At 71.4% G+C, this 22,574-nt stretch carries 23 protein-coding genes and 1 pseudogene; 12 read left to right on the top strand and 12 right to left on the bottom strand.

What is annotated here, in order from left to right; genetic code table 11:
- Nucleotides 1-41: 41 nt before the first annotated feature.
- Complete coding sequence (locus ACFYNL_RS19820) at nucleotides 42-1,406, top strand: S1 family peptidase (RefSeq protein ID WP_388804952.1); 1,365 nt, start codon at nucleotides 42-44, stop codon at nucleotides 1,404-1,406.
- A gap of 285 nt (nucleotides 1,407-1,691) precedes the next feature.
- Here ACFYNL_RS19820 and ACFYNL_RS19825 read toward each other — a convergent pair whose 3' ends face one another.
- Together ACFYNL_RS19825 and ACFYNL_RS19830 are read right to left on the bottom strand one after the other, a co-directional pair.
- Nucleotides 1,692-1,877 (bottom strand): hypothetical protein, encoded by a 186-nt coding sequence (locus ACFYNL_RS19825; protein ID WP_388804955.1) that lies wholly within the window; start codon nucleotides 1,875-1,877, stop codon nucleotides 1,692-1,694.
- A 100-nt stretch (nucleotides 1,878-1,977) separates the two neighbouring features.
- A complete protein-coding gene (locus ACFYNL_RS19830) occupies nucleotides 1,978-3,138 on the bottom strand; it encodes an ROK family protein (RefSeq protein WP_388804958.1) in 1,161 nt (386 codons plus the stop codon).
- A gap of 185 nt (nucleotides 3,139-3,323) precedes the next feature.
- On the opposite strand from ACFYNL_RS19830, the gene ACFYNL_RS19835 reads away from it, so the two are divergent.
- A complete protein-coding gene (locus ACFYNL_RS19835; RefSeq protein ID WP_388804962.1) occupies nucleotides 3,324-4,526 on the top strand; it encodes a Gfo/Idh/MocA family protein in 1,203 nt (400 codons plus the stop codon).
- Nucleotides 4,527-4,567: 41 nt separating this feature from the next.
- On the opposite strand, the gene ACFYNL_RS19840 is transcribed toward ACFYNL_RS19835, so the two are convergent.
- On the bottom strand, nucleotides 4,568-5,269 hold the full coding sequence (locus ACFYNL_RS19840) for a L,D-transpeptidase family protein (RefSeq protein ID WP_388804965.1): 702 nt from the start codon (nucleotides 5,267-5,269) through the stop codon (nucleotides 4,568-4,570).
- A 164-nt stretch (nucleotides 5,270-5,433) separates the two neighbouring features.
- Nucleotides 5,434-6,231 carry an SDR family NAD(P)-dependent oxidoreductase gene (locus ACFYNL_RS19845; protein WP_388804968.1) on the bottom strand — a complete coding sequence of 266 codons (798 nt, stop codon included), beginning with the start codon at nucleotides 6,229-6,231 and terminating at the stop codon, nucleotides 5,434-5,436.
- 49 nt (nucleotides 6,232-6,280) lie between these two features.
- Here ACFYNL_RS19845 and ACFYNL_RS19850 point away from each other — a divergent pair, with 49 nt between their 5' ends.
- Nucleotides 6,281-6,829 carry a hypothetical protein gene (locus tag ACFYNL_RS19850; protein WP_388804971.1) on the top strand — a complete coding sequence of 183 codons (549 nt, stop codon included), beginning with the start codon at nucleotides 6,281-6,283 and terminating at the stop codon, nucleotides 6,827-6,829.
- Here the strand turns inward: ACFYNL_RS19850 and ACFYNL_RS19855 are convergent.
- From ACFYNL_RS19855 to ACFYNL_RS19865, 3 genes are all read right to left on the bottom strand, one after another.
- Nucleotides 6,820-7,734, bottom strand: a complete 915-nt coding sequence (locus tag ACFYNL_RS19855) for an SDR family oxidoreductase (protein ID WP_388804974.1) — start codon at nucleotides 7,732-7,734, stop codon at nucleotides 6,820-6,822. The genes ACFYNL_RS19850 and ACFYNL_RS19855 overlap by 10 nt on opposite strands.
- Before the next feature lie 145 nt (nucleotides 7,735-7,879).
- Complete coding sequence (locus tag ACFYNL_RS19860) at nucleotides 7,880-8,509, bottom strand: MBL fold metallo-hydrolase (RefSeq protein ID WP_388804977.1); 630 nt, start codon at nucleotides 8,507-8,509, stop codon at nucleotides 7,880-7,882.
- Nucleotides 8,509-9,597, bottom strand: a complete 1,089-nt coding sequence (locus ACFYNL_RS19865; RefSeq protein WP_388804980.1) for an S-(hydroxymethyl)mycothiol dehydrogenase — start codon at nucleotides 9,595-9,597, stop codon at nucleotides 8,509-8,511. The genes ACFYNL_RS19860 and ACFYNL_RS19865 overlap by 1 nt, the downstream gene beginning before the upstream one ends.
- 192 nt (nucleotides 9,598-9,789) lie before the next feature.
- On the opposite strand from ACFYNL_RS19865, the pseudogene ACFYNL_RS19870 reads away from it, so the two are divergent.
- Nucleotides 9,790-11,542, top strand: a pseudogene (locus ACFYNL_RS19870) (ABC transporter ATP-binding protein).
- 393 nt (nucleotides 11,543-11,935) lie between these two features.
- Here the strand turns inward: ACFYNL_RS19870 and ACFYNL_RS19875 are convergent.
- On the bottom strand, nucleotides 11,936-12,178 hold the full coding sequence (locus tag ACFYNL_RS19875; protein WP_388804983.1) for a hypothetical protein: 243 nt from the start codon (nucleotides 12,176-12,178) through the stop codon (nucleotides 11,936-11,938).
- Nucleotides 12,179-12,348: 170 nt separating this feature from the next.
- On the opposite strand from ACFYNL_RS19875, the gene ACFYNL_RS19880 reads away from it, so the two are divergent.
- On the top strand, nucleotides 12,349-12,714 hold the full coding sequence (locus tag ACFYNL_RS19880) for a nuclear transport factor 2 family protein (protein WP_388804986.1): 366 nt from the start codon (nucleotides 12,349-12,351) through the stop codon (nucleotides 12,712-12,714).
- 105 nt (nucleotides 12,715-12,819) lie between these two features.
- Here the strand turns inward: ACFYNL_RS19880 and ACFYNL_RS19885 are convergent, their stop codons facing one another.
- On the bottom strand, nucleotides 12,820-14,004 hold the full coding sequence (locus ACFYNL_RS19885; protein ID WP_388804989.1) for an alanine--tRNA ligase-related protein: 1,185 nt from the start codon (nucleotides 14,002-14,004) through the stop codon (nucleotides 12,820-12,822).
- Between the two features lie 338 nt (nucleotides 14,005-14,342).
- Here ACFYNL_RS19885 and ACFYNL_RS19890 point away from each other — a divergent pair, with 338 nt between their 5' ends.
- From ACFYNL_RS19890 to ACFYNL_RS19905, 4 genes are all read left to right on the top strand, one after another.
- The gene (locus ACFYNL_RS19890; RefSeq protein ID WP_388804992.1) at nucleotides 14,343-15,476 is read left to right on the top strand and encodes a YihY/virulence factor BrkB family protein; all 1,134 of its coding nucleotides are present in this window, start codon (nucleotides 14,343-14,345) and stop codon (nucleotides 15,474-15,476) included.
- A 91-nt stretch (nucleotides 15,477-15,567) separates the two neighbouring features.
- Entirely contained in the window at nucleotides 15,568-15,984 is a 417-nt protein-coding gene (locus tag ACFYNL_RS19895) for a phage holin family protein (RefSeq protein ID WP_388804995.1), read from the top strand.
- Complete coding sequence (locus tag ACFYNL_RS19900) at nucleotides 15,981-16,418, top strand: DUF3618 domain-containing protein (RefSeq protein WP_388804998.1); 438 nt, start codon at nucleotides 15,981-15,983, stop codon at nucleotides 16,416-16,418. Before ACFYNL_RS19895 ends, ACFYNL_RS19900 begins: the two co-directional genes overlap by 4 nt.
- Entirely contained in the window at nucleotides 16,415-16,681 is a 267-nt protein-coding gene (locus ACFYNL_RS19905) for a DUF4235 domain-containing protein (protein ID WP_388805001.1), read from the top strand. Before ACFYNL_RS19900 ends, ACFYNL_RS19905 begins: the two co-directional genes overlap by 4 nt.
- 29 nt (nucleotides 16,682-16,710) lie before the next feature.
- On the opposite strand, the gene ACFYNL_RS19910 is transcribed toward ACFYNL_RS19905, so the two are convergent.
- Both ACFYNL_RS19910 and ACFYNL_RS19915 read right to left on the bottom strand, forming a co-directional pair.
- Complete coding sequence (locus ACFYNL_RS19910) at nucleotides 16,711-17,844, bottom strand: CU044_5270 family protein (protein WP_388805004.1); 1,134 nt, start codon at nucleotides 17,842-17,844, stop codon at nucleotides 16,711-16,713.
- Entirely contained in the window at nucleotides 17,837-18,370 is a 534-nt protein-coding gene (locus tag ACFYNL_RS19915) for an RNA polymerase sigma factor (RefSeq protein WP_388805007.1), read from the bottom strand. Before ACFYNL_RS19915 ends, ACFYNL_RS19910 begins: the two co-directional genes overlap by 8 nt.
- 105 nt (nucleotides 18,371-18,475) lie before the next feature.
- On the opposite strand from ACFYNL_RS19915, the gene ctaD reads away from it, so the two are divergent.
- The 3 genes from ctaD (at nucleotide 18,476) to ACFYNL_RS19930 (ending at nucleotide 21,794) form a co-directional block, all read left to right on the top strand.
- The gene (gene ctaD / locus ACFYNL_RS19920; protein ID WP_388805010.1) at nucleotides 18,476-20,122 is read left to right on the top strand and encodes a cytochrome c oxidase subunit I; all 1,647 of its coding nucleotides are present in this window, start codon (nucleotides 18,476-18,478) and stop codon (nucleotides 20,120-20,122) included.
- Nucleotides 20,119-20,469, top strand: a complete 351-nt coding sequence (locus tag ACFYNL_RS19925) for a hypothetical protein (protein ID WP_388805013.1) — start codon at nucleotides 20,119-20,121, stop codon at nucleotides 20,467-20,469. The genes ctaD and ACFYNL_RS19925 overlap by 4 nt, the downstream gene beginning before the upstream one ends.
- A 113-nt stretch (nucleotides 20,470-20,582) precedes the next feature.
- Nucleotides 20,583-21,794: a glycosyltransferase gene (locus ACFYNL_RS19930; RefSeq protein WP_388806228.1), complete on the top strand. Its 1,212-nt coding sequence runs from the start codon at nucleotides 20,583-20,585 to the stop codon at nucleotides 21,792-21,794.
- Between the two features lie 84 nt (nucleotides 21,795-21,878).
- Here the strand turns inward: ACFYNL_RS19930 and ACFYNL_RS19935 are convergent, their stop codons facing one another.
- The gene (locus ACFYNL_RS19935) at nucleotides 21,879-22,541 is read right to left on the bottom strand and encodes a TetR/AcrR family transcriptional regulator (protein WP_388805016.1); all 663 of its coding nucleotides are present in this window, start codon (nucleotides 22,539-22,541) and stop codon (nucleotides 21,879-21,881) included.
- Nucleotides 22,542-22,574 lie beyond the last annotated feature (33 nt).

Raw genomic sequence — 22,574 nt, forward strand, 5'->3', positions numbered from 1 at the left:
CGCGGCGTTGACGCCGCGCTGTACTGGTTCGGGAGCCATGCATGAGGCACGCACGACGACGTCTCGTCCGGCGAGTGACACGGCTGGCGGCCGTCGGCGGACTCCTTCTCGGGGGAACGATGGTCACACGGGCCGTGGCGAGCGAGCCTCCCGATACCACCGTCCCGCGCACCTACGCCACCTCGGCCGCCGACGCCGGCAGCGATCTCGTCTCCCGTCTGGGCACGTCCCGTACGGCGGGCAGTTGGCTAGGTGCCGACGGCAAGCCGGTCGTCGCGGTCACCGACGAGAAGGCGGCCGACGAGGTCCGCGAGGCCGGCGCCGAGCCGAAGATGGTCGACCACAGCATGGACGAGCTGAAGTCGGCGACGTCCGCGCTGCGTTCGGCGCCGCGGGTGACCGGCACGGCGTGGGTCATGGACTACCGGTCCAACGAGGTGGTCGTACGCGGTGACAGCACCGTCTCGGCAGGGGACTGGTCCCGGATGACGAAGCTCGCCGAGGGCCTCGGCGGCTTCGTGCGCATGGAGCGCACCGAGGGGACGTTCACCACGCGGCTCAACGGCGCGCTGCCGATGCTGTCGACGGCCGGGCGTTGTTCGGCCGGTTTCAACGTCACCGACGGGAAGCGGGACTTCATCCTCACGGCCGGGCACTGCGGCCCGGACGGTTCCGTGTGGTTCGCCGACAACCAGGGCCGCCGGCAGCTGGGTCAGACCATCGAGCAGAACTTTCCCGGCGGTGACTTCTCGCTGGTCCAGTACGCGAGCGGGGACGCCGGTGCCGGGGCGGACGTCGTGTCGATCGGGGACGGCAAGGGCGTGCGGATCACCGGCGCCGCCGATCCCGCCGTCGGACAGCGGGTGTTCCGCAGCGGCAGCACGACCGGGCTGCGTGACGGCGAGGTGACGGCGCTCAACGCGACGGTCAACTATCCCGAGGGGACGGTGACGGGGCTCATCGAGACGAACGTGTGCGCCGAACCCGGGGACAGCGGGGGGCCGATGTTCTCGGAGGGGGTCGCGCTGGGGGTGACGTCGGGCGGCAGCGGGGACTGCACCGCCGGCGGTACGACGTTCTTCCAGCCGGTGACGAAGGCGCTGGCCGCGCTCGATCTGAAGCTGATCGTGGCGGCGCAGAACGGCGGGGGGCAGCAGGGCGCCGCGCCGGCTCCCTCGGGAACGCAGAGCGCGATCGAGCCGGGTGGGGCCTCGCCCGGCTCGTCGGCCCCGGTGACGGGCGTGGACGCCTCGACGCTGCTGTCCCGGCTCGCGGACCCGAAGAACGTCGGTCCCGGCCTGCTCGTCGTGGCGGGCAGCCTGGTCGCGCTGGTGGCGACCCGGTTCATCCGCGCGGAGCAGGACCGCAAGGCCTACCAACGTCATTACTCGGCGACCTGGGGGTGACCGGTGTCGCCCCGCCGACCGAGGGTCAGCAGGGCGACGACCACCGCCGCGCAGCGCGGACAGGGGTACGGACGTTACGGCGCTCACTGGAACGACGGTGCTCGTGGCACCCCGGCTCAGGGAGCGGTGAGGAAGTGCGTGCCGCCTGCGAAGTCGACGATGCCGTAGCGGGCGGCGGAGGTCGGTGCCAGAAGGGGCACCCATCGGATCAGGGGTGCCCCGGGACGGTCTTGCGATGCCTGACGAGGTGCGCCGAGGAGGGGGCGGGGTCGCCGAGGCGGGTGGTCAGGCTGCCTTCACCTGCTGCGGGACCGCGGCGGCCCACTCCAGGACGAGGCGCTGGTACTCCTCGCGCTGCTCGACACTCAGTGTCCCGCCCGACCGGCGCCACAGCGCCCGGATCTCCTCGTTGACCTCGTCAGCCGAGCGATCGGAGGCGATTTCAACACTGGTGGACATGTTGTGAAGCATACGACCCCCGAGGTGAAGGCCGCGTGAGCAAGTAAGAGCAAAGCGGGCATAACGGACAGTGGTGCTGATCACGTCCATGTACCCGCACGGGCGGCCGAGTTCACGCGTCCGCAGCGCCCAGCACCAGCACCTGGATGGCCAGAACGGCGGCGCCGCGCGCCCAGTCGTGAAAGTCGGACACCTTGGTCTCCAGGTCGACCGGCGCCGCGAGCGGGTGCCGGAGCGAGCGGATGGTCTTCGTCACGGTCTCGTCGGCGACGTCCATGAGCCCGACTCCCTCCCCGGCGAGAAGGATCTTCTGCGGCAGCGCGAAGTTCGCGATCTGGGCGACCAGCGTGCCCAGTGCGCGGGCCGCCTCGGCGATGACACGGGCGGGCATCGGCTCGCCCGCCGCCGCGAGCTCCAGGATCTCCTCGTAGGTCAGGTCGCGACCGGTGGCGGCCCGGACCTGGTAGCGGATGTTGGGGATGGCCAGCAGGGAGGCGGCGCTGCCCCGCTCCCCGTCGGGAGTGAGCGGACCGTTGGGATCGACGATCCAGTGACGGCCGAAGCCGCGGTCCTCCTCCGCGTACGGCACTCGCCTGCCGCCCAGGACCAGGCCGTACCCGATGCCGGCGCCGATGGTGAGGACGACGAAGCGGTCGAGCCCGCGACCGGCGCCGAACCACGTCTCGGCCTCGACGAGGGCGGCGACGTCGTTCTCGACGACTACCGGCAACCCCGTGCGCTCCTCGACCAGGTGGGCCAGCGGGACGTCGCTCCAGCCCAGGAACGGTGACTCCGCGACCACGGCACGGTCCTCGACGAGACCGCCCACACCGATGCCGATACCGGCGAGCCGAGGGTGATGGCGGGCGAGTTCGCCGGTCATCCGCCCCAGCAGGTCCGCCACTTCGACGGGGGCGTGGGTGGTGAGGGGGCGGTCGTAGCGGGCGACGATCTCGCTGCGGAGGGTGGTCACGACGCCGTAGACCATGTCGTCGGTGATCTTGAAGCCGATGAAGGAGCGCGATTCGGCGACGACGTCCAGCGGTTGCGACGGACGACCCTGACGCGCCTGCGCACACGAGCCCGCTTCGGGCACCTCGATCAGCAGTCCCGACTCGATCAGGGGCTTGGTCAGCCGGGTGAGGCTGCCCGCGGACAGATCGAGCCGCCGGGCGAGCTCGGTGCGCGACAGGGGCCCATCCAGGAGCACCTCGATCGCCACCGAGCGTTCACCGGGGCTGAGGGGGATCCAGCTGGCGGCTGCTGCGGTCATGGTCGTCAGGCTCCCACACGGCGTAGACGCCTCGTTTTTTCCTCTCCAAAAATAACACGAGCTAATGGACGGCAAACATGGCCGAGCTGAGGGGTCCGCGAAAGAAGAAGACCACCCCTTGACGGATGAATTCTTCCACTACGAAAGTAAGTCACCTGATCCTGGACCAGTGAAGGGCATCCCCCATGACGTTCTCCCTCGGCATCGTCGGCGCCGGGCAGTTCTCGGGCCAGTTCGCGAAGCTGTTCCTGGCCCACCCCGGTGTCAGCGACGTCTACGTCACCGACCTCCTGCCCGAGCGGGCCGAGCAACTCGCCGCCGCCGAGAGCCTCACCGGCACCTTCCCCTCGTACGAGGCGATGCTGGAGTCGAAGGCCGTGGACGCGGTCGCCATATTCACCCAGCGCTGGACGCACGGCCCGCTGGTCGTCCAGGGCCTGAACGCGGGCAAGCACGTGTACTCAGCGGTCCCCATGGCGATCACCGCGGAGGAGATCGCGGCGATCATCGACGCGGTCAAGGCGACCGGCCTGACCTACATGATGGGCGAGACCAGCCAGTACAACCCGGCCACCGTGCACGCCCGCAACCAGATCGCCGAGGGCGCCTTCGGACGGCTCTTCTACGCCGAGGGCGACTACGTCCACGACATGGACCTGGGCTTCTACGAGGCGTACCGGTACAGCGGCGGCGAGGGGTGGAAGTCGACCGCTAGCTATCCCCCGCTGCTGTACCCGACGCACTCGGTGGGCGGTGTGCTCGGTGCCTGGCAGACGCATGCCGTCAGCGTCTCGGCGATCGGGGTCGTGGACGATCGGGGCGACGGTGTCTTCGACCGGAGCGTGAGCCGGTTCGACAACGACATGTCCAACGCGACCGCGCTGTTCGAGGTGGCGGGCGGCGGCTCGTTCCGTACGAACGAGTTCCGGCGGGTCGGCTACCCCTCGCAGATCAGGGAGTCCCGCTTCCGCTTCTTCGGCACCGAGGCGAGCATGGAGCAGCTGGCCACGGTGGCCCTGTGGCAGGACAAGAACGGGGTGCAGGACATCAGCGAGCTGCTGGAGCCCAAGCCCACGATGTCCCCTGACGACCCGTCACTGCAGCACATCGCACCGGATCTGCGGGCTGCCTTCACCTCGGGTTCGGCCCCCGTGCACGACCGGTCGCGGCTGCCCCGGGCGTTCGACCACTTGCACAACGGTCACGAGGGCAGCCACCACTTCCTCGTCGACGACTTCGTGACCGCCGTCAACACCCGCACCCTGCCGTCGGTGAACGCGTGGGTGGCGGCCCGCTACACCCTGCCGGGCATCGTCGCCCACGAGTCCGCGCGGCAGGGCGGGGTCAGGCTGGCGATCCCGGACTTCGGGGACGCCCCCGCGCTCTGACGTCCCGGACGTCCCGGAGCGGACCGGGTGCCCGTGCCTCGTCAGGTGCCCGGCTTGCGGCCGTACACGTAGACGTCGTCGCCGTTCTTCAGCAGCGACCAGTACTTCTTCGCGTCGGTCTTGGTCATGTTGACGCAGCCGTGCGAGCCCGGCGGGTTCCACATGCTGACGCCGACCTGGTGGAACGCCTGGCCGCCGTCGAAGAACTGGGCGTAGGGCATCGGCACGTCGTAGATGCTCGACACGTGGTCGATGTTGCGCCAGTAGATCTTCTTCAGACCGGTGCGCGTCTCGTAGCCGTTGCGACCGGTGCGCACCGGTACCGGGCCGTGGACCAGCCTTTCCCCGTCCTGGATCCAGCTCAGCTGGAGCGTGAGGTTCACGCAGGCGATGCGGCCCTTGTTGACCGGGCACTTGCCGTCCCTGTTGGGGTTGTTCCCGACGGCCTTCTGCTTGTTCATCAGGTCCATCACGCCCCAGGTGACGGGCCCCGCGTAACCGGCGTTCGGGGTGATGCCGTGCTTGGTCTGGAAGGCCTGGATGGCCTTGCAGTCGGCGGCGGACTGCTTGCCGTCGACCGGGCGGCCGAGGAACTTCTCCACCTTCTTCTGATAAGGACCGGCTTGGGTGGTGCAGCTCGGAGCCGCTTGTGCCGGTGCGGCGGCGAGTGTGAGGCCGAGCGGCGCGACCAGCCCCGCGGTGATGCCGAGTGCGACGGCTCGCCGTCTGCGTATGTCCCCCATGCCCGGACCCTTCCCTAGCGTGTGTCTGTGGCGTGTCTCTGTGGACTTCAGCCAGGTAGACCCTTGTACGGGGGGCTCGGTTGTGGCCCGGAGCGGGCTGTGACCAAACGGTGAAGTTCGCCGGGCACCGGGGCGTGGCGCGGCGCACCGCGAGACCGTGCGTCTCAGTCGTCGTCGGGGTGCCGGACCGCCGTCCGGAAGCCGGTGTTCACCGCGGTGAGGCCGCCGTCGACGGTGAGAGTGGTGCCGGTGATCCAGGCCGCGTCACGGGATGCCAGGAAGGCGACCGCCGCGGCGACGTCCTCGGGTTCGCCGACCCGGCCCAGGGGGTACAGCGTGCGGATCTCGTCGAGTTCCTCGTCCCGTCCCTCCCAAGCCGAGGTGCGCACCGTCCCCGGAGTAACCAGGTTGACGCGGACACCGCGGGCCGCGGCATGGCCGGCGAGGGTGCGGGTGAGGGAGCCGAGGCCGGCCTTGGCGGCGCTGTAGGCGTGGTTGCCGAAGTCCTGGAGGCCGTTGACCGAGCCGATGTTCACGACGGCACCGCGCCCGCCGGCGGCCAGGTGCGGGAGGGCGGCCCGGCAGCAGCGGTAGGCGCCGGTCAGGGTGATGTCGAGGTCGCGGGCCCACGCCTCGTCCGGTCCGTCCTCGAACAGCGGGGTGTCCGGGGTGCAGGAGGCGGCGCTGTTGACCAGGACGTCGAGGGAGCCGCAGGCGTCGACGGCATGCGCGACGGCGGCCTCGACCGACGCACGGTCGGACACGTCGCACACCCGTGCCCACACCGCGTGCCCCTCCCCCCGCAGTCGTGCCGCCGTCTCCTCGGCCTCGGGCCCGTCCCGGTCGGTCACCAGGACCGTCGCCCCCTCCTCGGCGAACCGTCGGGCGGTGGCGGCGCCGATACCGCGGGCCGCGCCGGTGATCATGACTCCGTGACCTGCGAAGCGCGTCGTGTCCGTCATGGCCCGACCGTACTGCCACGACGATCACCCGGACGGATAACGTTCCTCCATGTCGGTGTTCCTTCAGCAACTCCCCGCGCTCATGGGCGTCGTGATCGGCGCGCTCGGTTCGTACGTGGTGGTCGTGCGGGGCGATCGGATGAGGTTTCGGCGTGAGCAGGCGGCGCGCTGGGAGGAGCGACGGCTCGCGGTCTACGCCGACTACGCGCAGTCGGTGAAGACGACGGTCACGGTGACGTACCGGGTCGCCGCCGCACTGGGCATCGACCCGCACCCGGATCCCCTCACCCTGGAAGAGGCCAAGCCGCTGCTGGCCGAGGCGACCTCGCGCCGGGACCCCTCGGGCGAGGCGCTGCTCATGCTGGGCAGCCCCGCTGTGGTGGACAGGGCACGGGCCTGGGTCGTGTCGGCGATGGACATGGAGCGGTTCGTGCGGGAGGAGAGGCGGGATCCGGAGGTGTGGCGGGCGCTCCTGGAGCGGCAGCGCGACGGACGGGAGGGGTACTACACGGCCGTGCGGGAGGATCTCGGCCTGCCGCCCGGCCACTCCGCGCGCTGGCCGCTCCCGGCGGCCGACCCGGTTCCGCGTCAGCGGTAGCCGGCCGTGTCCGCCGGCTTCCCCGCGTCCTGCACCTCCACGACGTACCGCCAGGCGTCGGGGCGGCTGCCGTCCAGGTCCGTGAAGCCGTAGACCCGGGCGAGCTGCCCGGCGGAGAGGGATGCGCCGTTCCAGCGCGCCACGTCGGGGTCGGCGGCGAGGGCGGCGACGGCGCGGCCCACGTAGCGCGGGGTCTCGGAGATGGCGAAGTGCGGGACTCGGTCGAGGGCGTCGCGCCAGTTGTCCTCCCGTACCCCGAACGCCTCCAGCATCATCTCCGAGCGCAGCCAGCCCGGCGTCAGGGCGACGGCCGTCGCGCCGCGGGGTCCGAGTTCGTGCCCGAGGGAGAAGGCCATGCGCAGGACGGATGCCTTGGCGAGGTCGTAGAAGAAGGAGTTGCGGTAGTGGTCGCGGTTGTAGTCCGCGGTGCCGTCGGTCATCTCGACCACCAGTCCGCCGGGCCGGCGCAGGAGCAGGGGCAGGGCGTGGTGGTTGGTGATGGCGTGGGTCTCGACGGCGAGCCGGAGCAGCCGGAGCCCCTTGTCGAGGTCGTGCTCCCACACCGGGCTGTCCCAGGCGAACAGTTTCTCGCCGCCCCAGATGTCATTGACGAGGATGTCGAGGCGGTCCTGTTCGTCCTCGATACGGTCGACCAGCGTGCGTACCTGTGCGGGGTCGAGGTGGTCGGTGGGTACGGCGACGCCGTGGCCGCCGGCCTCGGTGACCAGTTCGGCGGTCTCCTCGATGGTCTCGGGGCGGTCGTACTCCGAACGCCGGCCGCGCGTGCTGCGTCCCGTCACGTAGACGGTGGCGCCGGCCGCCCCGAGCTCGACGGCGATGCCGCGTCCGGCTCCCCGTGTCGCCCCGGCGACGAGTGCGACCCTGTCCTTCAGCGGTTGTGCCATGTCCGGCCTCCCGTACCCGTGTGAGCGTGGTCGCTCTTGAGGGTGCCGGGTAAGCCGGACATCTTCTGTCCTCTTTTGCAGAGAGTTCGTCCAAGCGGCGGAAGGGGCGGGCCGAGCGGCTCGCCCTCGCGCTCCGCCCTTCGCCTCAGTGGCCCCGGTCGATCCACTCCTGCAGGTGCGGGGCCTCCGCGCCGATGGTGGTGGCGTCGCCGTGGCCGGTGAGGACCCTGGTTTCGGGGGGCAGGGACAGCAGGCGGGTACGGATCGAGCCGATGATCGTCGGGAAGTGGGAGTAGGAGCGGCCCGTGGCGCCCGGACCGCCCATGAAGAGGGTGTCGCCGGTGAAGACGACACCCAGACCGGGGTCGTGCAGGCACACCGCGCCCGGCGCGTGGCCCGGGGTGTGCATGACCTTCAGGTCGGCGCCCGCGGCCTCGATGATCTGCCCGTCCTGGAGGTGGGCGTCGGGCTCTCGGTCCCGGTGGGTCTGCTTCCACAGCGGCAGGTCGTCGGGGTGCAGCCAGATCGTGGCGCCGGTGCGGTCGGCCAGGGCGGGCGCCGCGTCGATGTGGTCGTTGTGGGCGTGGGTGCAGACGATGGCGGTGAGGCGGCGGTCCCCGACGGCCTCGGCGATGGCGTCGGCGTCGTGGGCGGCGTCGATGACGACCACCTCGTGGTCGTCGCCGACGAGCCACACGTTGTTGTCGACGTCCCAGGTGCCGCCGTCCAGGGTGAACTGCCCGGAGGTGACGAGGCGTTCGATACGGGCGACCATCACAGCATCACCACCGAGCGCAGGACGTCACCGTGGTGCATCCGCTCGAACGCCTTCTCCACCTCGCCCAGTTCGATGGTCTCGGTCACGAACGCGCCCAGGTCCAGGCGGCCTTGCAGATGCAGGTCGATCAGCATCGGGAAGTCACGGGACGGCAGGCAGTCGCCGTACCAGGACGACTTCAGCGCTCCGCCTCGTCCGAAGACGTCCAGCAGCGGCAGCTCCAGCTTCATCTCCGGGGTGGGTACGCCCACGAGGACGACCGTGCCGGCGAGGTCACGGGCGTAGAAGGCCTGCCGGTACGTCTCCGGGCGGCCGACCGCCTCGATGACGACGTCCGCGCCGAAACCGCCGGTCAGCTCCCGGATCGCCTCGACCGGGTCGGTCTCCTCGGAGTTGACGCTGTGGGTGGCTCCCATGGACCGCGCCTTCTGCAGCTTGCGGTCGTCGATGTCCACGGCGATGATCTTCGCGGCCCCGGCCAGGCGCGCCCCGGCGATCGCCGCGTCCCCGACCCCACCGCAGCCGATCACCGCGACCGTGTCGCCGCGTCCGACGCCGCCGGTGTTGATCGCGGCGCCGATCCCGGCCATCACGCCGCAGCCCAGCAGGCCCGCGACCTGCGGGGCCACCGACGCGTCGACCTTGGTGCACTGCCCGGCCGCGACCAGGGTCTTCTCCGCGAAGGCGCCGATACCGAGGGCCGGGGAGAGCTCCTGGCCGGTGGCGGCGAGGGTCATCTTCTGCTGGGCGTTGTGGGTGGCGAAGCAGTACCAGGGGCGTCCGCGCAGACAGGCCCGGCACTGGCCGCACACCGCACGCCAGTTGAGGATGACGAAGTCGCCGGGCTCGACATCGGTGACCCCGCTGCCCACCGCCTCGACCACACCCGCGGCCTCGTGGCCCAGCAGGAAGGGGAAGTCGTCGCTGATGCCGCCCTGCTTGTAGTGCAGGTCGGTATGGCACACCCCGCACGCCTGCACCTTCACCACGGCCTCACCCGGCCCCGGATCCGGCACCACGACCGTCTCCACCCGCACCGGCTCGTCCTTGCCCGGTGCGATCACGCCGCGTACTTCCTGCGCCATGGCGCTCCACCCTTCCCTCGGCGGCTCTCCGTCCACTTCCGACCCTAGTCGTGGCCGATCGGTAAAGGCACCGAACCCTGTCCTTCACATCATCCGGCCAGGACGGCGGCACGTCCCGCGCCCGAAACCGGCACGCCCGCGCGGACGGTCCGACGTAGCCTGAGTGCTCCCGTCCGACTCCGAAGGAGCGCCGTGAGCCCAGCCCAGCCGCCCACCGACCAGCCCGCGTGGCGACTGCTCCTCGCATACGTACGCCCGCATCGGTGGGCCCTGCTGACGGGCGCCGCGCTCTCGCTGGTCACCGGCGCGACTGGGCTCGTCCTCCCGTTGGTGGCACGGGAGTTGATCGACGACCTGTCCCACGACCGGGCCGTCACGGGGGCGCTGCTGCTGATGTCGGCTCTGGTCGTGGCCAACGCGGCGTTGGGAGCGCTCGGTTCGTACGTGCTGCGGCGGACCGCCGAGTCGGTGGTGCTGGGCGCGCGGCGCTCCCTGTCGTCGTATCTGCTGCGGCTGCGCATCACCGCCGTCGACCGCAGTGAGCCGGGCGATCTGATGGCCCGCATCACCTCGGACACGACGCTGCTGCGCGAGGTCACCACCGACTCGCTGGTGGGCCTCGGCACCGGAGGGCTCACGCTGGTGGCGACGGTGGTGATGATGGGCCTGGTGGATCCGGTGCTGCTGGCGGTCACGCTCGGCGTGATCCTGGGCGCCGGCACCGTTCTCGGTGTGATCGTGCCGCGCATCAACAAGGCGAGCCGGCAGGCGCAGGACGCGGTCGGGGTGATGGGTGCCTCGCTGGAGCGGATCCTCGGCGCGTTGCGCACGGTGAAGGCGTCCGGCGCCGAGCACCGGGAGGAACGGACCCTGCACGAGGCGGCACAGGAGTCCTGGCGGCAGAGCGTGCGGGCCGCCAAGTGGTCGGCTGCGGCGGGCAACACGGCCGGGCTGGCCATGCAGATCGCCTTCATCACGGTGCTCGCGGTGGGCGGGGCTCGGGTGGCGACCGGGGCCATCGACATCGGCACGCTGGTGGCGTTCCTGCTGTTCGTCCTATCTGATGTCGCCGATACAGCAGGTCGTCGGCGCGATCACGCAGTACCAGACGGGGTCGGCGGCGCTCTCCCGCATCCAGGAGGCGCTGCGGCTGCCCGCCGAACCGGCCGCCGCGGCGGCGCCGTTGCCCGCTGCCGGGGCCGAGCCCGCCGCTGTGGCCTTCGAGGACGTCCGCTTCCGGTACGCCGACGATCTGCCGTACGTCCACCACGGCGTGACCTTCGCGGTCCCCGCGCAGGGCATGACGGCGTTCGTCGGCCCCTCGGGGGCGGGCAAGACGACCGTGTTCTCACTGATCGAGCGGTTCTACGACCCGGAGGCCGGGACGATCACCCTCGACGGACGGGATCTGGCGGACTGGGAGCTGCCCCGGCTGCGGTCCGCCATCGGCTATGTGGAGCAGGACGCCCCGGTCCTGTCCGGTTCGCTGCGGGACAACCTGCTGCTGGGCAATCCCGAGGCGGACGACGACACGGTCGCGCGGGTGCTGAAGACCACGCGCCTCGACGACCTGGTCGCGCGGCTGCCGGGCGGGCTCGACACCCTGGTCGGGCATCGCGGCACCAAGCTGTCCGGAGGCGAGCGGCAGCGTGTCGCCATCGCCCGCGCCCTGCTGCGCCGCCCTCGGCTGCTCCTGCTCGACGAGGCCACCTCGCAGCTGGACGCGGTGAACGAGGCGGCCCTGCGCGACACGGTCGCCGATGTGGCCCGTACGACCACGGTTCTGGTCGTCGCGCACCGGCTGTCGACGGTGACGATGGCCGACCGGATCGTGGTGATGGACGCAGGCCGGGTACGTGCGGTGGGCACGCACCGCGAACTCGTCGCGCGGGATCCGCTCTACGCGGAGCTGGCGGCGACGCAGTTCCTGGCGACGGCCGGCTGACGGCGCCGGGACGGCGAGCGGCACGGTCCCGGTGCCCCTCCCGGGGGGGGCGGGGGTCGGAAGCCGGTGCCGTCCGGTAAGGGGCGCAGGGCTCCGACGGCGGTCCCCTGAGCCGATGCCGGGACGCGGCCCGTCGCGAACGGGGGCGGGTCTCCTCGCGGGTCTCCTCCTGGCCGGTCGGCTGGGCACCCCGAAGGACGTGGTGGCCCGATGGCGGTCCCGCCCGGCCTCCCCACCCGCCCACGTGTCGGCCCCGCTGGGTGGAGGGGACGTCACTCTCGGCGCATCGCTCTCGGCCCATCGCTCCCGGCACCTCGCTGCGGGCACACGCGAAGGGCCGTCCGGCGCGATCCCGGACGGCCCTTGCTGTGAGTCGGTGACGCGGCGGTGTCCTCAGAGCCGGTTCAGCTGGTTGATGTGATCGAGGTGACCCAGCTGCTGCGAGACCCTCGGGACCCGGTGCTTGTGCTGCTCGGGGATCCCGGTCGTCGCGAGCGAGTCGAGCGCGGTGATCGGGTTCAGCTGGGGTCCCGCGTTCCGGGTGTCCGCGTGGGCCGGGGCCGCCAGCGGCGCGGCGAGACCGGTGAGGCCTGCGGCGAGACCAACGGCGGCGGCGAGAATCGGAGTTGAGATCATGTTCCAGGAACGGAAGGGCGCCGCCGCCGGACACGGCCACCCCGCGGGGCTCACCCGTCAGGCCCAGCGATCGGGCTGCGCTTGCCGAGTCCGACGGGGCGGAGGAGTCTCTTCATCAGAGGTCCTCGCGGCCACTCCTCGCCGTGCCGCGGGCCTCGCAGGAGGTCACCATGGGCACCACCACGAACCCGTCGTTCGACACCGAGACCCTGCGCCGGGGCATCGAGGGACAGACCCCGGACACGCTGCTGTCGCTGTACGCCGACGACGCCGAACTGCGCGTCGTCAACCGCAACTCCCAGCCCAGCCACCCCAAGGTGCTGCGCGGCCGCGGCGAGATCGCCGACATGCTCGGCGACGTCTACAGCCGCGACATGACGCACAAGCTGGAGGGGTGCGTCGTCCAGGGGGACCACGCGGCCTACAGCGAGTCCTGCGAGTACGCGGACGGGGTGCGGGTCCTGTCCGAGTCGATGATCACGCTGCGCGACGGCAAGATCTCCCGGCAGATCCTGATCGAGGCGTGGGACGAGTAGGGGGAGCCTCCGAGGACGGGGGGCCGGCGAAGCCCGAAGCCGCCGCGGACGCGAGCCGCCGAAGGTCCAGGTCTCCCCGAGGCGACCTGGACCCTGGGCCCACGGTCAAGGGATGCGCAGCGTCACGACCAGGTCGCGTGGCAGGCCGTGGGTGTCGTGCAGGTAGCGGTAGTCCTCGTCGCTCAGCGGCCCGTCGAACCGCGGCCCGTCCAGCACCCGGCGCCCTCGCTCCAGGAGGCGACCGAAGCGCCGTTCCTCCTCCACGAGCACCTGGCGCACCTCTGAGGAGCCGCGGGGCTGCCGGAAGTGGTCCAGGGTGTGCCCGAGGAGTTCCTCGGGCAGGTCCGACAGGGTGCGGGAGGGGTCGTCGCGCCACAGGGTGGTCAGGGCACGGCGGATCAGCCGGCGCAGGACATAGCCGCGTCCGGTGGGAGAGGGACGTACGCCGTCACCGATGACGACGATCCCTGAGCGCAGGTGGTCGCAGACGAGCCGTCGCGGTGTCTCCCCCAGGTTCCACAGAGGCGGCAGCAGCCTCGTCCACGGTTCGAACAGGTCGGTGTCGTAGACGGAGTCGTGTCCTTGGAGGACCGTCACCAGTCGTTCCAGTCCCATGCCCGTGTCCACACAGGGCTGTTCGAGGGGTTGGAGGCCGCCGTCCTCAAGACGTCGGTAACGCATGCTGACGTGGTTCCACACCTCGACCCACCGTGGGTCGGTGGTGGGGGTGCCCTGGGGCGGGGTGCCGGGGTTCCCGGTCCAGACGAAGATCTCCGAGTCGGGGCCGCACAGGCCGACGGGACCGTGCGACCACCAGTTGTCGTCGCGCGTCAGCTCCACGGGCAGCCCCAACTCCTGCCACTGGCGCAGCGATTCATGGTCGGGGCCGACCTCGTCGTCCCCGCCGAAGACGCTGACGTGCATCCGCTCCCGCGGGATGCCGAATCCGTCGTGCAGCAGCTCGTACCCCCAACGCAGGCTCTGGGTATGGCCGTAGTCGCCCAGCGACCAGGAGCCGAGCATCTCGAACACGGTCAGATGGGTACGGTCGCCGACCTCGTCGAGGTCGGTGGTGCGCAGACAGCGCTGGACGTCGACCAGGCGCCGTCCCTGTGGATGGGGCCGGCCCTCCAGGTAGGGCGTGAGCCGGTGCATGCCCGAGGTGGTGAAGAGCACCGGGTCGGAGGGCGGCGGCAGGAGCGTGCCGCCGCTGACGGGCTCGTGTCCGCGTTCGCGGAAGAAGTCGGTGAAGGTGCCGAGGATCTCGTCGGTGGTCGGTGTGGTGGTCATCGCGGTTTCCTTCGGGTCATGGGGACCGGAGAGGACCGCGGAACGGGTTTCGACCTGGGAGAGAAGGAAGGCGCACACCGACGGTCCGTTTCCGGCCGCCGGGGGGATGGGGTCAGGCGTCGGCAGCCGAGGAGCTGGTCGCTCGCGCGGCTGCGGTGCGGATGTGCCTGGTGACCTTCATGGGAGCGACGGTAACAGGGCGTATCGAGGGTGTCGCCGGATTTTCCCGCCGCCCGTCGCCGGATTTCCCCGCCGCCCGTCCGGCCGGAGCGGCTGACCCGCGATTTACGAGAGCGTGGCCGCGCGTGAGCCCGAGGAAGTGGGGATACCCGGGGCCCATGAACCGACTTCTCAAATCCAGGCACAAGGAACACCAAGGGCGGAACAGCCCGTCACCGCCGTCCGGCACCGAGCACACAGGCCCCGACCGGGCGCCCGCCGACCGGGCGGAGCCGGAGGCATCCGGCACGTCGGAGGACTCGCAGGAGTCGTTCGGGCCGGATCCGCAGGTGGAGGAGCGGGCGCCCGACACCCCGGGGGAACTGCCCCGGCGGGCATGGGGCGCGGTGCTCAAGGGCACGCTGCGGGAGTTCAAGGACGACGAGCTGACCGACCGCGCCGCGGCGCTGACCTACTACGGGGTGCTGTCGCTCTTCCCTGCCCTGCTGGTGCTGGTGTCCATACTCGGCCTGGCCGGCAGATCCGCCACGAACGCGGTCCTGGACAACATCAACAAGCTCGCGCCCGGCTCGGCCAGGGACATCCTGACCGGCGCGGTCGAGCAGTTGCAGGGCAACAGCGGCGTCGGGTCCGTGATGGCCGTCGTGGGTCTGGTCCTGGCGGTGTGGTCCGCCTCCGGCTATGTCGCCGCCTTCATCCGCACCGCCAACGCCGTCTACGACATGCCCGAGGGGCGTCCGATCTGGAAGGTCCTGCCCGTCCGGCTGGGCGTCACCGTCGTCCTGATGGTGCTGGCCGTGCTCAGCGCGCTGATCGTCGTGTTCACCGGCGCCCTGGCCCGCGAAGTCGGCTCCACCCTGGGCATCGGCGACACGGCCCTGACGGCCTGGGCCATCGCCAAGTGGCCCGTCCTGGCCGTCCTGGTGACCACCATGATCGCGATCCTGTACTGGGCCACACCGAACGCCAAGGTGCGCGGCTTCAAGTGGATCACCCCGGGCAGCTGTCTCGCGCTGCTGATCTGGATGATCGCCTCCGCGGGCTTCGCGTTCTACGTCGCCAACTTCGCCTCGTACAACAAGACCTACGGCACGATGGCGGGCGTGATCGTCTTCCTGATCTGGCTGTGGGTCGGCAATCTGGCCATCCTGCTCGGTCTGGAGTTCGACGCGGAGGCCGCCCGGCAGCGCGCGATCGCCGGCGGGCACCCGCCCGAGGAGGAGCCCTACACCGCCCCGCGCGACACCCGCGCCTGGGACGAACAGGACCGGCGCCGCCTGCGTGACACATGACGCGGCCGCGCGGTACGGCAGGGCGACGCCCGGGTACCCGGCGTCACAGCCCATCCGCGAACCCCATCCGCAAGGGGAGAAGGTGACCCTTATGACCACCCTGCAACCGCGGTACCGCTCCCGCTCCGACGCGTCGGTCGGTGAACTGGTCCAGGAGGCCTCCCGGGAACTGACCGACCTGGTCCGCGCCGAGATGCGGCTGGCCCAGACGGAGATGACTCAGAAGGGCAAGCGCCTGGGCATGGGCGGCGGCATGTTCGGCGGTGCCGGACTGGTCGGCTTCCTCGCCCTGCAGGCGATGGTCGCCACCGCGATCGCGGCCCTCGCCGTGCCGCTGCCGGTGTGGGCCGCCGGGCTGATCATCACGGGGGGGCTGCTCGTCGTCGCCGCGGTGATGGCGGCGGTGGGCAGGGCGAAGGTGCGCCAGGCGACCCCGCCCACACCCGAGCAGTCCATCGACAGTGTCAAGGCCGATGCGGCCGAGATCAGGGAAAGGGCACAGCGATGACCGGTACCGGTGGCGCCACGCCCGGCAAGGGCCCCGACGAACTGCGCGAGCAGATCGAGCAGACCCGGGAGGAACTGGGCAGGACCGTGGAGGAGCTCGCCTCCCGGGCCGATGTGAAGAGCCGTACCCAGGAGAAGGCCCACGAGGCCAGGGAACAGGTCGGCCACACGGCCGCCGACGTCGCGCGGCGGGTGCGGGAGAAGGTGCCGCAGCCGGTGCAGGACAAGGCCGACAGGGCCGCGCACCGCGTCCTGGACACCGCGTCCCGGGCCGGCCACATGGTGCAGGACAGGACGCCCGAGCCCATCCGGCAGCGGACCGACCGCGGCCTGCGGACCGCACGGCAGCACCCCGGTGCCCTGCTCGTCGGGACGGCCGCGGTGGGCGGTGCCGTCCTGCTGGCACGCCGTCGTCGCGCGGGAGCCCATCGATGAACAGCGCAAAGATCGCCTACAAGCCCGTGGGTCTCGCCCTCGGGGCCGTCAGCGGCATGCTGGCGGGCGCGGCCTTCAAGCAGACGTGGAAGATGCTCGGTCACGACGAGGACGCACCGGACGCCACCGACGAGGACCGCACCTGGAAGGAGGTCCTGACGGCGGCGACCGTCCAGGGCGCCATCTTCGCCGCCGTGAAGGCCGGGGTCGACCGCGCCGGAGCCACGGCGACCCGCCGCCTGACGGGTACCTGGCCCGGCTGACCACGCGGCAGGGCGCGGCGCGAGTCGCGTCAGCGCATCCAGGCGCTGTACTCCATCACGTCCCCGGCCTCGACGCCGTACTCCGGCTGGTCCGCGGTGAAGGTGGTCTCCAGGCCGAGGACCGTGCCGGTGGCGGGGTCGAGGACGAGCATGCGCCGGATGCCGGAGGCTTCGTACACGTACGCCTGCCCCCGCCTTCCCAGCCGGTCCGTCACCTGCCCGGCCGGCCGCAACCCCTCGGTGTCGGCGAGGAGTCCGGCGAGCGCGGCGGTCTCGCGGGCGCCGAGGGTCCAGTGGTCCAGCAGGACCTGGACGGCGTCCAGCAGGCCCGCCGCGTCCATCGGGTCGTCGCTGTACCGGGTCTGCTGGAGGTAGGCGCGCAGCCCGGCGGCGTCGTGCGGCGGCGGTGACTCGGGCGGGGCGTCGCTCCAACTCGGCGGGTACGTCCGCCTGCTGAGGACGTGGCCGTCCTCGACGAGACGCGGTTCGCCGTCCGTCTCGCGCAGCACCGGCCGGCCCGGATGCCTCGGGTCGGTCGCCACCACCAGCTCGGTGCGGCTGTCGTCGGCGTGCCAGCGCACGATGCGCTCCTCGGGGAGAGTGATCGGCGGCTCGTCCTCGCTCATGCCGAGGCTCCACGACTGCACATGGGTGCCCTTGCGCAGGGCCGGTGACCCGTCGGCCGCGGCCGCCGCCGCCCGCCGTGCCACGGCGTCGAGGGCTACGGGGGTGGAGTCGGCCCGCACGACCAGCGGGCGGGGCGCGGCGACCGCGGGCGCGGTGGTCTGTGCGGTGAGCAGCAGCGCCGACACCAGTGCGGCGACGACCGCCGAGGCCGCGAGGCCCCATGCCATACGGCGGCCAGGGGGTGTCGCGAAGGCCCTGTGGGGTGCCCGCGCTGTCCGGCGGGTGCTCTCGGTGTGCCGGACGAAAGCCCTCGTACCGGGCGTGGTCGGGGTTTCGGCCGGTGCGGCGAGAGGGCGTGCCGGGTGCCGCGGGTGCTGTGCGGGACGGTCGAAACGCCGCCTGGGCTCGGTGGGGCTGCCGTGCAGCAGCCGGGCGAGGTGGCGTTCGGCGCGGTCGTCCAGGGGTCCGTCGGCGAGGTGGCTGCCGTCGGCCGGCACGGGATCGGCACGGCGCAGGAGTTCGAGTTCGTCAGCCATGGCCGTGTTCCTTCGATGCGGTCGCGGGTGTCATGCGGTCGATCTCGGCTCTCAGGCGCCGGCGGGCGCGATGCAGCCGCATCGCCGCGGCCCGGCTGCCGCAGCCGAGGACGACGGCGATCTCGTCGACGCCGAGTTCCTCCCAGGCGGTCAGCCGCAGCACCTCCTGGTCCGCCGGGGAGAGCCGGGCCAGTGCCTCGTGCACCCAGGCGCCTGGTGACTCGGCGTCCGGACCGGCCTCGATGTGCCGGCCGTGTGCCGTGTCGTCGTTGCCGAGCCGGTCGACCAGCCGTCGCCGGCGCCCGAAGCCGCGTACCGCGTTCGCCAGGCAGTTGCGTGCCACGCCGTACAGCCAGGGCAGCGGGGCGGCCGGAAGGTCGTCCCGGCGCCGCCAGGCGACGGTGAACACCTCCGCCACCACTTCCTCGACCTCACTCATGCGCCCGTCCAGTCGCCGCGCGACATAGCGGCTGACCGCCCAGTAGTGCTCGCGATAGGCAGCGGCGAAGATCTCGTCGTTGCTCATGTTCCGTCCATGTCCGGCACCCGCCGGATCGTCACACCCTCTTCCGTGATCCTCGTCGCCCCCGGCAAGTGTGACGTCCGGACGGTGGGCGGACACAGACGGGGCGTGAAGAGGATCAGAGACATCGAGAGCGTCAAGGCCGTCCGGTGGTTGACGACCACCGACCACAAGACGATCGGAACGCTCTATTTGGTCACGTCGTTCGCGTTCTTCGTGATCGGTGGCGTGATGGCGCTGCTCATGCGCGCCGAGCTGGCCCGGCCTGGTCTGCAGATCATGTCGAACGAGCAGTTCAACCAGGCGTTCACGATGCACGGCACGATCATGCTGCTGATGTTCGCGACGCCGCTGTTCGCCGGCTTCGCGAACTGGATCATGCCGCTGCAGATCGGCGCGCCCGACGTGGCCTTCCCGCGGCTGAACATGTTCGCCTACTGGCTCTACCTGTTCGGCTCGCTGATCGCGGTCGGTGGCTTCCTCACCCCGCAGGGCGCGGCCGACTTCGGCTGGTTCGCCTACTCCCCGCTGTCGGACGCGGTCCGCAGCCCGGGCGTCGGCGCCGACATGTGGATCATGGGTCTGGCCTTCTCCGGCTTCGGCACCATCCTCGGCTCGGTCAACTTCATCACCACGATCATCTGCATGCGCGCCCCCGGCATGACGATGTTCCGCATGCCGATCTTCACCTGGAACGTGCTGCTGACCGGTGTGCTGGTCCTGCTCGCCTTCCCGGTGCTGGCCGCGGCGCTGTTCGCGCTGGAGGCGGACCGCAAGTTCGGCGCGCACATCTTCGACTCGGCCAACGGCGGAGCGCTGCTGTGGCAGCACCTCTTCTGGTTCTTCGGCCATCCGGAGGTGTACATCATCGCGCTGCCGTTCTTCGGCATCATCAGTGAGGTCATCCCGGTCTTCTCCCGCAAGCCGATGTTCGGCTACATGGGTCTGATCGCGGCGACCATCGCGATCGCGGGTCTGTCCGTGACGGTGTGGGCGCACCACATGTACGTCACCGGCGGTGTGCTGCTGCCGTTCTTCGCCTTCATGACGTTCCTCATCGCCGTACCCACCGGCGTGAAGTTCTTCAACTGGATCGGCACCATGTGGAACGGCTCGCTGAGTTTCGAGACCCCCATGCTGTGGGCCGTCGGCTTCCTCGTCACCTTCGTCTTCGGTGGTCTGACCGGCGTCATGCTCGCCTCACCGCCGCTGGACTTCCCGACGTCCGACACCTATTTCGTGGTGGCCCACTTCCATTACGTCATCTTCGGAACCGTGGTGTTCGCGATGTTCGCGGGCTTCCACTTCTGGTGGCCGAAGTTCACCGGCAAGATGCTCGACGAGCGCCTCGGCAAGATCACGTTCTGGACGCTGTTCATCGGCTTCCACGGCACCTTCCTGGTCCAGCACTGGCTGGGCGTGGGCGGGATGCAGCGCCGGATCCCCGACTATCTGGCGGTGGAAGGACTGACGGCCCTCAACACGCTGTCGAGCGTGTTCTCCTTCGTGCTCGGCGCGTCGATCCTGCCGTTCTTCTACAACGTGTGGAAGACCGCCAGGTACGGCAAGCCGGTCGGCGCCGAGGACCCGTGGGGCTACGGCCGCTCCCTGGAGTGGGCCACGTCCTGCCCACCCCCACGGCACAACTTCGTGGCGCTCCCCCGCATCCGGAGCGAGTCCCCGGCCTTCGACCTCCACCACCCCCTCGTGGGCGCCGACGCCCCCGGGCCGGAGCGGGAGTTGACGAGCCGATGACCGCCATGGAGGAGTCGCGCACGCTGATCAACGACATCGAGGGCCATCTGCTGCTCGCCGCGGCCCGGGCCGAGGGACGGGCCGCGGCCGCCCGGGTCACGGACCCGCTCGACTGGCTGACGGACGGTCAGAGGGAGTTCCTGGAGGGTCGTTTCGAAGCGGAGTACCTCGTACTCGCCCGTGACTCCTGGCAGCGCACGGCGGTGCGGGCCGGGGCCCTGCGGGAGGAGTACGAGGAGGTCTACCGCGGCCTGCGACGCCGTCTGCTGGCCGGCTGCCTGCTGGGGTGGGTCGTGACGGCCGTGGGCGTCGTGATGGTGTGCCTGAGCCAGGCCACCGCGACGTGACGGTCCGGCCCCTCGCGTCTCGGCCATTGCGTCCCACGGACGGGCCACCCTTCGCCATCGTCGGTGCACACGGCGCTCCGCGCCGCCATACTGGCCGGGTGCGCGTAGCGATCATGACGGCGGGCTCCCGGGGCGACGTGGCCCCGTACACCGGGCTCGGGCACGCCCTGGCCCTGGCCGGGCACGAGGTCATGCTGGTCACGCACGGCAGCTTCGAGCGGTTGGTGACGCGAGCGGGTCTACGGTTCCGTCCGCTGCCGGTGGACCCGCGGGCGGAGTTGGAGTCCGCGCGCGGGCGGCGCCTGCACCGCAGCGCCACCGGCGTGGGCAAGCTGGTGCGCGTGGTGTCGATGGCGCGGAGCCTGGCCGGGACGATGACGGACGACATGCTCGCGGCCGCGCGGTCCAGCGACGTCCTGCTCCTGGCGGGCTCCACCGCACCTCTGGGCCGTGCCATCGCCGAGGGCCTGTCGCTGCCGAGTCTCGACCTTCCTCTGCAACCCCTCGCACCCACGCGGGAGTTCGGGCCGCCGATGCTGGGTGGCGGATCCTGGGGCGGCCTCGGCAACCGTCTCGCCGGGCACGGTGTGAACCTGGCCGTCGAGCGCGTCTTCTCAGCGGCCGTACCGGACGTGCGGGCGACGCTCGGACTGCCCCGTCGCGGCTCCCGCGGCGCGCGAACGGGACGCGCGCTGCACGGTTTCAGTTCTCTGGTCGTGCCCCGCCCTCACGACTGGCGACCGGGCCTGGAAGTGGCAGGTTACTGGTGGCCGTACGACGGTGACGCTCAACTGCCCGGTGAGCTGGAGGACTTCCTCGACGCCGGCCCACCGCCGGTCTTCGTGGGCCTCGGCAGCGCGACCGTGCCCGATCCGGCTCGGCTCAGCGCCGAGGTCGTCGGTGCGCTGCGCCGGGCCGGGCTGCGCGGGGTGATCCAGCGGGGCTGGGGCGGCCTGGAGGGCGCCGGGGACGACGTCCTGACCATCGGCGAGGTGGCGCACTCGGTGCTGTTCCCGCGGGTGGCCGCCGTGGTCCACCACTGCGGTGCGGGCACGACGGCGGCGGGGCTGCGCGCCGGTGTGCCCGCGGTGCCCGTACCGATCCAGTTCGACGAGGGCTTCTGGGCCGCTCGCCTGGTGGCGCTGGGCGTGGCACCCCGGGCCGTGCCGCTGAGGACGTTCTCGGAAGAGGCCCTCGCGAGGGCACTGCGCGATGCGACCGGCGACCCTTCCCACGGCCGTCGTGCCCGGGCTCTCGCCGCGAGGCTGGCCGCCGAGGACGGTGTGGCTCCCGTCCTCGCAGCGGTGAACCGGCTCGGCGGCTGAGCCCCCCGGCTGCCGCCGCCGACGACCCGGTCGCCCCGGCAGCGCGTCCTCGGGTCAGGGCCGTCCGCGCCCCGCTCCCCCGCCTCACACCCCGCCCGACCCCGGCGCCGTGGGCTGCAGGATCCCGAGCAGGATGCGGACGAGTTCGTCGACGACCTCGTCGAGTGTCGCCTCCACCCAGCCCGCGCTCCAGTCGTGCAGCAGCCCGTTGACACTGCCGATGAAGGCCGTCACCGCGAGTCGGTAGTCGCGCGGCGCCGCCTCGCCGCGGGCGACGGCGGCCGCCGCTTCGGCGCAGACGAGTTCGACCCAGCGCGCCCGGCGGGCGAGGCGCTGCTCCTCCAGACGCGGGCTGACGCCGATGATCTCCACGAAGGTGATGCGGATGCGGCGGGGGTCGGCGGTGACGTTCGCGGCGTACGCGCGGAAGATGAGTGTGGCGCGCTCGGCGAGCGGCAGGCCCTCCGCGTCGGCGACCGCGGTCAGGACGGCTTCCTCGGCCCAGGCGTTGACCTGGAGGTGGAGGGCAGCGAGGACGTCCTCCAGGGTGCGGAACTCCTCGTAGAACTGGCGTGTCGACAGGCCCGCGGCCTCGCTCAGCGCCGCGACGGTCGTGCCCCGGTAGCCCGGGTGGTCACCGAACAACCGCAGTGCGGCGTCCAGGAAGCGGCGGCGCCGCTCGGCCTGCCGTTCCTCGGCCGACTTGCCGCCGTAGCGGCCGGTGGGCGCCTTGAGCCTGCCCGTCACACTGTCCTCCCGCCACCTTGCCGACCCGACGGC

Source organism: Streptomyces sp. NPDC007808, assembly GCF_042868655.1.
In the GTDB taxonomy this organism is placed as follows: Bacteria; Actinomycetota; Actinomycetes; order Streptomycetales; family Streptomycetaceae; genus Streptomyces.